An 11,481-nucleotide genomic window follows, 5' to 3' on the forward strand; every position below is an offset into this window, starting at 1 on the left:
CATGAACCTTTCATAATTTCTTTTTATATTCGATACCATCTACATTCCGTATAAAGAATTGAAATCATTGGATTTTCTATATTTAGCCGCAAGAATACTAGCTTCTTCCTGCCAGCCATCTTGCTGCAGCCGGCGATGCCAATCCTCAACCGTCATGTACTTCCATGGACCGGTTTCGATAACCTTTTGCATCGGATCTACCTTGCTGCCAGGCTTGCCCATTTGCTCTTGCAGCCAGTTAGCCAGGCGGTGATCCATCTCTTTGACTATTTCAGGGAAAGCTGCTGCCACATTAACCGTTTGATTCGGGTCCTGCTCCATGTCATAAAGAGAAATTTCTCCAAATTCGAACAATCCCGGATGATACGTACGAATAAAATACCATTTGCTGTCGCGTACAGCCCGCTGGCAAACATACAGAGCATGATCCATAACTAGGTAATCACGTCCTTCCCAATGTCCCCCTTGCAGGGCATTCAAGAACGACTTCCCATCCCAGCCAGTAGGAACTGGCAATCCCACCATATCTGTAATGGTTGCGATTACATCGACGTTATATACAAAGCCATTCACTACCTGTCCAGGCTTAGTCACTCCCGGAACCTTCATTATCAATGGAATATGATGAACGGATTCGGATGCATTCGCATGCTCCATATAAACCCCATGCTCACCCATCGATTCAGCATGATCCGCACTTATTATAAAGCATACCTCTTCCTCAATCCCCAGCTCACGTAACGTTTCCAGGATTTCTCCTACATGTTTATCCATGTAAGAAATGCCCCCGTCATATCCATTGATCAAATGAGCTAAATCTTGCCGGTTCCGGATCTGCTTCGGCATCGTTTCAGGGAATCGATCCGCCCAGTGCAAGAAGGTAGCGGATCGCGGAAAACTGTCTTTCTGTTGATCCTGAATCGTCTGCTCATTCGGAAACTCTTTAACCGGGGAGTCGTTCCATTGATCTGCATATTCCTTTGGATAGGTGTACAAAGTATGAGGATCCCAATACTGAATATGCAGAAAATAGTTGTCTTCTTTGCCGTGTGCCTTTAACCATGGAATTACTGCTGCATTGACCTCAACTGCATTCTCATTCCCTTCCTTCAAAGAATGCGTGTGCAGCTCATTCCAACCGGCAAAATACCACCAAGCATGATGTCTATCTCCAAAAGATGAAAAAGTGACCGTCCTATACCCGGCATTGCGCAAATGTCTCGTAAAAAAAGGAACCGATGTACTATGTCCATCACCCTCCGGATAATCGAAATCACAACCAGGTCCCCAGTGGGTCAGAGCTCCATGATTGATTCCAAAACGTCCAGACATAAAGCTTGCTCTGGATGGAACGCATGGCGATGAAGCGCAATAACAACTGTTAAACCGTGCCCCTTCAGCTGCAATATGATCAATGTTTGGCGTCGTATTCCGATCATAACCGTAACAACTCATATGATCAGGGCGCAAAGAATCGATATCAAGATAAATCATTCTCATAATAAATTGCCTCCCGCTTTCACCTATACATTTATTAAGCGCTTTCTTGTCTACGCTTACAAATATAACTATAAATTCACATTGGTGTAAGTAGGAAGTTTTTTCAACCTTTTTAATTTTCAAACAAGAACAGAAGCCCTCCAAATATATTCTTATCTGTATATATGCCAGTCTGTATATATGCTAGCCTGTCTATAAGCTAGTCTGTCTGTCTCAGCTATAGCCACAAAAGGATCGCAAGTGTTTCTTCTGCCCTCCTTATGAGCATTATCCCCTTTACTCAGTACAGCTTTATCGAATATCGCCCATATGACATGTTCAGGAATCATCTAAAAGTGGGATTAATTTAAAAGAAAACTATCGTATGAAAATAGTTTGATGCGACATGAATTGATTTGAAGTGAGGATAACTTGAAGTAATTGCTACCTTTTCAGTTGATTATGAATTTAAGGTAGTTTCCGTAATTCCAAACGATTTATGTGCTTGAGAATATCGCTGTGATTTGCTGTGATTTGCTGTGATTTGCTGTGATTTGCTGTGATTTGCTGTGATTTGCTGTGATTTATGGAATTAAGAGGATTGCTACGATTCGTGGTGATTTACGGGCTTGGGATAGTTGCTATGACTCGCGGGGATTTATCGACTTGGGATTTTTGCATGACTCGCGGGGATTTATCGACTTGGGATTTTTGCATGACTCGCGGGGATTTATCGACTTGGGATTTTTGCATGACTCGCGGGGATTTATCGACTTGGGATTTTTGCATGACTCGCGGGGATTTATCGACTTGGGATTTTTGCATGACTCGCGGGGATTTATCGACTTGGGATTTTTGCATGACTCGCGGGGATTTATCGACTTGGGATTTTTGCATGACTCGCGGGGATTTATCGACTTGGGATTTTTGCATTTGCTACGATTCGTGGGGATTTACGGACTTTGGATAGTTGCTATGACTCGTGGGGATTTACGGACTCGAGATAATTGCTGCGATTCGAGGTGACTTGTTGAGATATTACTCATGATTTTAGATGATTATGGAATTAAGAAAATTACTACGATTTGAGATATTTTATAACCTGATCGAAGAATGATTCGAAACAGTACAATAAAACGGATTAACGAATTTATTTGAAGCATTTTTCATAGAGTCATTTCTAAAAAAAACTCTGTATGAGTATGAAATAATTCATACAGTTAAACAAGAGTTCTAGTACTAATAAATACTAACTCCTGGCTAGGAAGTGGTTGGAAATCGTATTAATTGGGGGTATGTAACCGGCACAGCAGCAGCACATAGCTGAGTCAAATAGCGAAAAATCGCTCCACCCTGAAAATCAAGATTCAAACGGCAGCAATATTCATTGAGATAGGCCTGTAAATGCTTTGGGCCAATTCCATGATAGGTTGCATTGATCCATTGACCTGCTTTTTTTGCTATGGTCAGCAGCCGCTGAAATCGGCGGGAACTGAATCGAGCGGTAATGCTTTCTAAATCATCGGTTTTCGGCTCAACATACTGTTCAATAAAATGCTGATTTCCAATGGGCTTTAAGACCTTTCCTTCCAAATGATCGTCAGGAACTCGTTTAATTTTGACATATACAGGTTCTCCTTCTGCATTTAAGGAAGCACCTACTAAGAGAGGTTGTTCTTGGATATGGCGGTTAACAGATGGATTATGAGGACGGCCATTCAAAGCTGAATTGATCCGAACAATACCCGACAACATCATGCCAGCATCCGCCTTACTCATAGCGTAACGAATTTTATGAAGCATAAGCCACGCTGTTTTATAAGTAACACCTATTGCCTCGCTGAGCTGAACAGCATTGATACCGCACGTAGTATGCGAAACAATCAGCAAAGCATGGAACCATTTTCGCAAATCACTCCTGCTTCCCTCAAAAATTGTATTCGCAGTAAGAGATTCTTGGTAATGGCAAGAGCTGCATTCGAAAAGCGGCAGCCTACGTGTCGTAATCTTATAGGCATGAAGATGCCCGCAGTGGGTACACCGAAATCCATCTGGCCATTTAGCTGCAAATAAAACATCCGCGCAGGATTCCTCCGAGCTCAATAATTGAAGCTGCTCCTCTGATAACGTCCATTCTGCTGTCTTTGTCCGTTCTTCAGCCATTAATACACCCCGCTGAACATGAATTTATATGTTATTCCTGCATGATTACGACTAATCACAGAAACTCTTTCCGCACCGCGCTCAGCAGCTCCTAGCGCATCACATAGGAATCGCGTAGCATGACTGCGGTCGACCACATGTAGATACTTTTTTCAAGTAGGCACCTAATGTTATTTCTGTCCATAAATATTTTTTTTAAAAAGAAGACTCAAATTTAACCTAACTTAAACAAAAAAACGAACGTACGATCCTATATATAAGCATACCAAACATCCGTTCTCTTTTCAATAATTATTATAAATTTTCCTTAATATTTTTCATAACAGGACGCTACAAGACTTGATATTCCATCAGATGTAAGCACAAATATATCGAAACACTTGATTACAACTGATCAAATTATGATTTTGTTTTAAAAAATGAACCCTTCCGTAAACTTCTTCATTTATTGAAACAATCTATGATTTCAGAACGCCAACCCTCTCTTTAGGAGATTGAAAAATTAATTTTCCCGTAACAATATTGAGTAAAGGGCTGTTCCACTAAAAGCTGCTCTTAAATTTCTTGTTTTGGTATGAGAAATGACAATAGTCGAAGCAAAGCAACAACAGCAATTTGTCACGTGTGGCCGGATTCAATCAACTGAGCTTAAGGGATAATATTCATAGGAACATCAGCAGCAGTTTACATCGCTTAAATCCAGGATTCGATAAACTGAGCTTAAGGGATAGTGCGCATAGAACATCAACAGCAGATTACATCGCTTATAGCCCAGTATTCGATAAACTGAGCTTAAGGGATAATGGTTATAAGCCAAGCCAACAAAACTTAAGAAGATAATTAGGAAAAGGACCAATTTAATAAACTTTTCGCTGTTACTTCGTTAAAGAGAAGGTTGTTCTCTGTATTTTACATAAGCGGCTGGCGGCTGGCCAGTTTCTCTTTTGAAAATACGGTGAAAATACGAGGGGTCACAATAACCTAAATAGTCGGAGATATCGCCAACCGTTCGTTGTGAATGGATGAGCAGGTAAACAGCTGTTTTGATACGGAGTGCGTGCACAAATCCCCCTATCGTCTGACCTGTCACCTCACTAAATACAGAAGCTGCATAGTTGGGACTTTTTCCAATAACTGCGCCTAATTCCTCTTTCGTTACCTTTTCTCGATAATGGTTTTGAATGTAAGCTTTCATAAGCTCGGTATGCCTTTCCTTTGTTGTGGATGGATGACCATCGCTCATTTCCCTGCTCCAGAGCGCTAACACTTCCATAGCCAATGCACCGCACATTGCTTCTGCAAAAGCAGGCCGTTCAGTCCATTCCTCGAGCATGGTTCTAAATTTGTGCAGCAACAGCTCGTATTTGACTGTTCTCCATTTGAATACTCGGGATTCAGTCAATAAAGGCAGCAATTGCATCAAAGTTCCCTCTTCTACTTGAAAAGAAACCATATATTTTTCGTGGGTTACGGATGGAATACTTTTTCCATAAAAGGAGGTGTGACTCGGGATAAGCAAAAGATCGCCTTTTTCGAGCAGCACTTTTTCATGTCGTATCCAAAATAAGCATTTGCCATAGTTGACCATGACAAGCAACCAGGTAGGCATTCCCTCCTGAAATTCCTCAAACCATTGCATGCTTGTATCTTGACGAACTGATTGTATAAATAACATCTTAATCGCCTCACGTTTTAGATACTATTATACAAATACAATACTATTCTTCATAGTATTTATGAGTTTTTTTCACTACAATGGGTTTCAGCGAACTACAACTCGAGGAGGAAACCTACATGTTACCAAAAACGAAAATTATGTGCACCATGGGACCCGCTTGCGATTCCGTCGAAATGCTGAAGGAATTGATACGTGCTGGTATGAACTCCGCCCGGATGAACATGGCCCATGGAGATCTGGAAGACCACAAAGGAAGAATACAGCGAGTCCGTCAAGCCGCCCGGGAACTGGGAGCAACGGTTTCGATTTTATTGGATATTAAAGGCCCCGAAATTCGTACAGGTTTGCTGGAGCAGCCTTCCTACGAGCTTCGTTCAGGTGAGCTATTAACATTAACAACCGAACAAATTCAAGGAACCGCTGAGCGTATTTCTGTCTCTTACAAGGAACTCACTCAAGATATCGAGCCAGGATCACGTATTTTGATCGATGACGGTCTGATTGAGCTTATTGTTGAAGCTGTCGAAGGCACTGAGATCCGCTGCAGGATTATCAACGGAGGTATTGTTAAATCCCGTAAGGGCGTTAATCTGCCTGGTGTGAGAACCTCTTTGCCAGGGGTTACCGCAAGAGATGTAGAGCATATTTTATTCGGTATTGAACAGGATATCGATATCATAGCCGCTTCCTTCGTACGTAAAGCAAGCGATATTGTTGAAATCAGACGTTTGCTGGATGAGGGGCAGGCTTCACATATTCAAATCATATCGAAAATTGAAAATCAGGAAGGCGTAGAAAATCTGGACGACATCCTAGAAGTATCGGACGGATTGATGGTTGCTAGAGGCGATCTCGGGGTAGAAATTCCTATTGAAGATGTACCTATTATTCAAAAGCAAATGATTCAAAAGGGCAATGCAGCCGGTAAGCCAATAATTACCGCTACCCACATGCTGGATTCCATGCAGTACAACCCTCGGCCGACAAGAGCGGAAGCAAGCGACGTAGCGAATGCAGTCTATGATGGTACCGATGTATTGATGCTTTCTGGCGAAACCGCTGCTGGAAAATATCCACTCGAATCAGTGAAAACAATGGCTGCAATAGCTGCCAACATCGAATCGACGCTCTCTTACAAAGAGATGCTTCAGAAAAAAGCTGCCGTACAAAAAAACAACATTACCGAAGTCATAAGCCAAGCTGCGGTTAGCTCCTCTCTTGATTTGGAGGCTGTGGCTATCATTACACCTACTGTTAGTGGGTTTACCCCTCGTATGGTATCCAAATACCGTCCAAAAGCACCCATTATCGCTGTAACTCCTGATGAACGAGTACAGCGCCGTCTCAGCTTGTTTTGGGGTGTTATACCTATAAAAGGAGCATCCGTTCGATCAACAGACGAGATGTTCGAGTCGGCCATTCAAAGTGCGTTGACAAGCGGACTTGTTAAGCCAGGCGACTTGGCAGTCGTCTCTGCAGGAGTACCGGTTGGACAATCCGGATCTACCAATTTGATCAAAATACAGCATATATAAATACTAGAAAACGGCTTGCGCTGCCTTTTGGACGCGTGAAGCCGTTTTTTTATTAAAGTCTTTGTTTAAATCAAAACCTGAAATATGCAATCATTGCAGCCTGGTTTAATATTAAGATAGAATTAAAGTGAAACTGTGAATTGGAGGCTGAACCCCATCGAAACGAATTGGAGCATATACGAACATCAAACAGCAAGGATGTTAAAGATTTGGGAAAAAGAATTGTTAAAGCCTCCTGGTTTTCTGGAAAAAACATCAAAAGCCGTGTCTGTTCGTATTAATCAGGTTATACCTGAAAAAGTACATCAGACTATTACAGCAACTGTAAAAGGTGTCGTTAAAACTTCTTTGTTCAGCATTGACTATATGCCCAAGAATCCACCGTTGGTCGGAATTTCCTTAGCTATGCGCGATCACAAGGCGGAGGAATTAATCTCTATATATAAAAAGCTGGCAGCAGCCGAAGGGGCTGGAGCCGGAGCTGGGGGAATCCTGCTGGGCTTGGCCGACTTCCCGATATTAATTGGCATAAAGATGAAGCTTCTCTTTGAATTAGCTCATATTTACGGATATTCGACCCAGGATTACCGCGAGAGGCTATACATTTTGCATGTATTTCAGCTAGCCTTCTCCAGCCAGACAAAAAAGCAAGCCTTGTTCCAGACCATTATTCAATGGCCTGAAACGGCTCGCTCCCTCCCTCCGGCTGAATCCTATGTAAAGCATATTAATTGGCAACAGCTTCAGCAGGAATACCGTGATACCATCGACTTTCGCAAGATGCTGCAACTCGTCCCCGGTATTGGAGCAGTCGTTGGGGCCTGGGCCAACTATGGACTCCTAGATGAACTGGGCCGTGTTGGCATGAACTGCTACCGTCTACGCTCCCTCCAAGAAACCAGAAGCAATCATAATAACGAAACCTTAGAATAATCAAGCTGAATTACCAGGTCACTATGCCTTTTGCACCCGTACCTGGATTATTCAGCAATTCCATTACCGGAATTGAATAAGCCACTAATATTAAAACTACAAGTACACCTACCCATAGACCCCAGCGCTCAAATAGGGCCGGCGTCTTCTCAGCTGCATCACTAACTTCAGCGATTGGATACTCCGTTTCGCCCTTTGGTGCTTTTAGCAGCATAACCACATTCACAATCATCATAATAACTCCGATGAATAGCACCGTTCCACCAATAGCCATAACTACATGGTATGGCATCCAAAGGATCGCATCCGGGTGATCCTGATACGTCGTATAAGCCGTCCGACGGGGAGAACCAAATAATCCTACCGTGTGCATGGCTCCAGACATGAAGAACATACCCACGAGCCAAGTAATCGTCTGTGCAATGCCCAGCTTATGAAGCAGCGGAGTTAGTACACGTCCAGTCACAGCCGGGATTAACCAATACGTCACTCCAAAAAATGTCAGTGCAACACTCGTAGCTACTGTCAAATGAAAATGCCCTGTCACCCACAATGTATTATGAACGACCATGTTCATTTGATGACTTGCATTGATCAGACCACCAGCTCCAGCGGGAATAAATATGAGCATCCCCATAAATGGGGCAAAAAAACGTACATCGCTCCACGGAAGCTTTTTTACCCATCCAAACAATCCTTTAGCCCCTATGCTGCGCCCATGCATTTCAAAAGTGGCGATCAAAGAGAATGCCGTCATTAAGGATGGCACGACTACCATGAATGTAAGTACAACCTGGACATATTTCCAAACGGAGGATATCCCAGGCTCCGTCAGCTGATGGTGAAATCCTACTGGAATAGAGAATAAAAGCAGTAGGATAAAAGCTAACCGTGCCAAAGCATCGCTGAACATTTTGCCGCCAATCACCTTCGGAATAACCACGTACCAGCAAATGTAGGCGGGCAGCAGCCAGAAATAGACTAACGGGTGTCCAAAATACCAGAATAAAGTACGGCTAAGAGTTACATTAATTGTTTCAACCCAGCCAAACGACCAAGGAATGAGCTGAAAAAGTACCTCAATTGCTACTCCAAGCGTCGCGATAAACCACATAAGCATTGTCACCACAGACATAAAAGCGAATAGTGGCGATAGCTTGCCGTTATGCGTTTTTTTCCAATACCGGTAATTAATAAATATCCCGAAGCAGCTCATCCAGCTGCCAACTACGATGAAAACCAGACTGACATAAAACCATGGAGAAGCCATCATCGGAGCATAAAAAGTGTATAGAACAGTCGCTTTATTTAGTAAAATAAGGATAGTTGCAATTATTGTACCCAAGGTCATCAAACCATAACCGAGCCATCCTAATGATCTGGCAACCGGCAGCAATTGCCCACCTAACGTCTTAGCCACGCCCGAGTAGAGGAATCCGATAATAAAATACGTGGTAAACACAATGGCCATCAATATCCCGTGCGCCGTCAGCAGCTGGTAATAACCGATACCATATGGCAAAGTAATCATACCCCCGCGCACCAGACCTTGAAGCACTCCTGCGACGCCACCCAGCAGTAACGCAAGGAATGCAAACAAAATATGCGCAAGCACTAGTGCGGAATCTCTACGGTCAAAGCCTTTTAATTGTGTAATCATAGTTTCAGCCTCTCCTTTGTTACTTCACAATAATTAAGGTTTGCATCATTTCATGAGCTGCACCGCAATATTCATTGCACAGGACTAGAAATTCACCTTTCTTCGTAAACTTATAAGTCAGATGATTCACTTCACCAGGAACCACCATCATGTTCACGTTCGTTCCCGGAATTTGAAAACCGTGCACAACATCCTTGCTTGTAATGTGAAAATGTACGGTGGCGCCAACTGGCACCTCCATTTTGTCCGGACTATAGCCAAAGGCGAATGCCAGCATATAAGCGTCATACTCGTTATCCCCAATTTTCTTCAAGCCCAGTTCGTTAAAGGGAGCCGTTTGATCCACTGTCTCGGGATTCACCGTTTGGCGGGATTGATGCTGTGCGTGATCATGCTCCCCGGGAGTCTGCGCTCCAAGTGCAAATGCACCAACCCCCAGGACGACCAAAAACACTATCAGCATTGTGATGCCGAAGGTTAACCAAATTTTTTCATAGCGATGAATATGCATGAAGCTCCAACCCCTTTGATCTAATGTTTTTTAGTGATGTATCGGCCTAGCTTCTAGCAATGAATAATACGAATACACCTACCCAGGTCAATACCAAAAACGCACCTAACAGCATCACCGCTACTAATGTTCCTTTTAATGATGAATCCTCTTGCCTGTGCTGTTCACCCATGGTATCCCACTCCCTTCGGACTTAAACTTATGCCCTTATTTTAGAATTTGAGTGGGACCATCTCTATGATTAAAGTCACATTGAATGTCAAGGAAGAATGAACGTTTTGTGGACACAAACGAACTTGACTGAAGCGTCAATCAAAGCTATTATAGATTCATTAAGTCTTTAATTAGGCGAAATGAATGTTCTTAGACTTAAGGATTCTATTAGATCTTTTATTAAGGAGTGGTAGATATGCAGTATGATTGTGCCATCATTGGCGGCGGACCTGCCGGATTAAACGCTGCGCTTGTATTGGGAAGAGCACGCAGAAATATTATTTTATTCGACAATAATAAACCAAGGAATGCGGTTACCCATGAATCTCACGGATTTATCACACGTGACGGAGTCAAGCCAAGCGAGTTTAGAATGATCGCTCACCAGGAAATCAGCAGGTATCCCTCTGTGGAGATTGCAAACCAAGAAATTACCTCTGTAAGTAAGGATAACGATATTTTTCAATTGATGACTCGGGAAGGCAGAACAGTTGAGGCCAAAAATATCATACTCGCGACAGGCTTAAAGGAAATTTTACCGGATATAAGCGGCATTCATGATTTCTATGGCACTAGTCTGTTTAGTTGTCCCTATTGTGATGGATGGGAGTTAAGAGACAAGCCGCTTGTTATAATTTCAGAGGGGCATAACATATTCCATATGGCTAAACTGGTTCATAATTGGAGCCGTGATATCATATTGTGCACAAATGGACAGCAAAATCTTACTTCCGAGCAAAAAGCTAAGCTTCAAAGCAAAAATATCCAAGTGTTCGAGCAGCGAATTTCCGGATTTATTGGACAAAGCGGCCACTTACAGCAGGTAACATTCGAGGACGGCAGCGCTGTTAGCAGAGCAGGCGGATTTGTAACACCTGTATGGGTTCAAGCCGTTTCATTCGGTGAACGTTTGGGCTGCGAAACTAATCAAATGGGCGGATATGTGACGGACTCGTACGGTAAAACAAACATTCATGGGGTGTACGCAGCAGGAGATGCGTCAGTTATCGCACCTGCTCAATTGATCATTGCTGCAGCAGAAGGAAGTCGAGCCGCAATTGGGGTTAACACAGCTTTAACGGAAGCTGAATTTGAGTAGAAGCTTTTGCTGGCGTGTTAGGAGCGTAAGTTTTGAAAGGATAAGAAAACCATCCTTGCGGACGGCCTCTGACGATTGAGTTCAGTTTGGCGAGTGGGAGGGCAGCAAGGTGGGCTACGATTGCCTCTTGAACTTGTGTACATTTGATCATATTTTTATTGGTTTGAACACAAGATTCAAAGGGCAACCGCTGACGCTTCTCCGCTCCAC

The 11,481-nt window shown here is 43.0% G+C and carries 10 protein-coding genes; 4 read left to right on the plus strand and 6 right to left on the minus strand.

Annotated features, from left to right (window positions below):
* Positions 1-39 precede the first annotated feature (39 nt).
* Positions 40-1,500 (minus strand): sulfatase family protein, encoded by a 1,461-nt coding sequence (locus ACFQ0C_RS19045; protein ID WP_379368579.1) that lies wholly within the window; start codon positions 1,498-1,500, stop codon positions 40-42.
* A gap of 580 nt (positions 1,501-2,080) precedes the next feature.
* Between ACFQ0C_RS19045 and ACFQ0C_RS19050 the strand changes: the two genes are divergently transcribed.
* Positions 2,081-2,449 (plus strand): hypothetical protein, encoded by a 369-nt coding sequence (locus ACFQ0C_RS19050; protein WP_379368580.1) that lies wholly within the window; start codon positions 2,081-2,083, stop codon positions 2,447-2,449.
* A 290-nt stretch (positions 2,450-2,739) separates the two neighbouring features.
* Here ACFQ0C_RS19050 and ACFQ0C_RS19055 read toward each other — a convergent pair whose 3' ends face one another.
* Both ACFQ0C_RS19055 and ACFQ0C_RS19060 read right to left on the minus strand, forming a co-directional pair.
* Positions 2,740-3,642 (minus strand): transposase, encoded by a 903-nt coding sequence (locus tag ACFQ0C_RS19055; RefSeq protein ID WP_379368581.1) that lies wholly within the window; start codon positions 3,640-3,642, stop codon positions 2,740-2,742.
* 883 nt (positions 3,643-4,525) lie between these two features.
* Positions 4,526-5,317, minus strand: coding sequence for a helix-turn-helix domain-containing protein (locus ACFQ0C_RS19060; protein WP_379368582.1), 792 nt, complete (start codon positions 5,315-5,317; stop codon positions 4,526-4,528).
* A gap of 119 nt (positions 5,318-5,436) precedes the next feature.
* Here ACFQ0C_RS19060 and pyk point away from each other — a divergent pair, with 119 nt between their 5' ends.
* Both pyk and ACFQ0C_RS19070 read left to right on the plus strand, forming a co-directional pair.
* Positions 5,437-6,855, plus strand: a complete 1,419-nt coding sequence (gene pyk, locus ACFQ0C_RS19065; protein WP_379368583.1) for a pyruvate kinase — start codon at positions 5,437-5,439, stop codon at positions 6,853-6,855.
* A 156-nt stretch (positions 6,856-7,011) separates the two neighbouring features.
* Complete coding sequence (locus ACFQ0C_RS19070) at positions 7,012-7,788, plus strand: EcsC family protein (protein ID WP_379368598.1); 777 nt, start codon at positions 7,012-7,014, stop codon at positions 7,786-7,788.
* Positions 7,789-7,798: 10 nt separating this feature from the next.
* Here the strand turns inward: ACFQ0C_RS19070 and ACFQ0C_RS19075 are convergent, their stop codons facing one another.
* From ACFQ0C_RS19075 to ACFQ0C_RS19085, 3 genes are read right to left on the minus strand one after another with little or no spacing between them, the layout of a single operon-like run.
* Positions 7,799-9,448 carry a b(o/a)3-type cytochrome-c oxidase subunit 1 gene (locus tag ACFQ0C_RS19075; protein ID WP_379368584.1) on the minus strand — a complete coding sequence of 550 codons (1,650 nt, stop codon included), beginning with the start codon at positions 9,446-9,448 and terminating at the stop codon, positions 7,799-7,801.
* 19 nt (positions 9,449-9,467) lie between these two features.
* On the minus strand, positions 9,468-9,959 hold the full coding sequence (locus ACFQ0C_RS19080; protein WP_258211348.1) for a cytochrome c oxidase subunit II: 492 nt from the start codon (positions 9,957-9,959) through the stop codon (positions 9,468-9,470).
* 46 nt (positions 9,960-10,005) lie between these two features.
* The gene (locus ACFQ0C_RS19085; protein WP_258211349.1) at positions 10,006-10,131 is read right to left on the minus strand and encodes a cytochrome c oxidase subunit 2A; all 126 of its coding nucleotides are present in this window, start codon (positions 10,129-10,131) and stop codon (positions 10,006-10,008) included.
* A gap of 237 nt (positions 10,132-10,368) precedes the next feature.
* On the opposite strand from ACFQ0C_RS19085, the gene ACFQ0C_RS19090 reads away from it, so the two are divergent.
* Positions 10,369-11,271 carry an NAD(P)/FAD-dependent oxidoreductase gene (locus ACFQ0C_RS19090; RefSeq protein ID WP_379368585.1) on the plus strand — a complete coding sequence of 301 codons (903 nt, stop codon included), beginning with the start codon at positions 10,369-10,371 and terminating at the stop codon, positions 11,269-11,271.
* The last annotated feature ends 210 nt before the right edge of the window (positions 11,272-11,481 follow it).

The organism is Paenibacillus sp. GCM10027630 (assembly GCF_042676305.1).
Classification (GTDB): Bacteria; Bacillota; Bacilli; order Paenibacillales; family NBRC-103111; genus Paenibacillus_S.

Coding starts and splice junctions, on each gene's coding strand:
- ACFQ0C_RS19045 (WP_379368579.1), bottom strand. CDS start 1,500: ATGAGAATGATTTATCTTGATATCGATTCTTTGCGCCCTGATCATATG.
- ACFQ0C_RS19055 (WP_379368581.1), bottom strand. CDS start 3,642: ATGGCTGAAGAACGGACAAAGACAGCAGAATGGACGTTATCAGAGGAG.
- ACFQ0C_RS19060 (WP_379368582.1), bottom strand. CDS start 5,317: ATGTTATTTATACAATCAGTTCGTCAAGATACAAGCATGCAATGGTTT.
- pyk (WP_379368583.1), top strand. CDS start 5,437: ATGTTACCAAAAACGAAAATTATGTGCACCATGGGACCCGCTTGCGAT.
- ACFQ0C_RS19075 (WP_379368584.1), bottom strand. CDS start 9,448: ATGATTACACAATTAAAAGGCTTTGACCGTAGAGATTCCGCACTAGTG.
- ACFQ0C_RS19080 (WP_258211348.1), bottom strand. CDS start 9,959: ATGCATATTCATCGCTATGAAAAAATTTGGTTAACCTTCGGCATCACA.
- ACFQ0C_RS19085 (WP_258211349.1), bottom strand. CDS start 10,131: ATGGGTGAACAGCACAGGCAAGAGGATTCATCATTAAAAGGAACATTA.
- ACFQ0C_RS19090 (WP_379368585.1), top strand. CDS start 10,369: ATGCAGTATGATTGTGCCATCATTGGCGGCGGACCTGCCGGATTAAAC.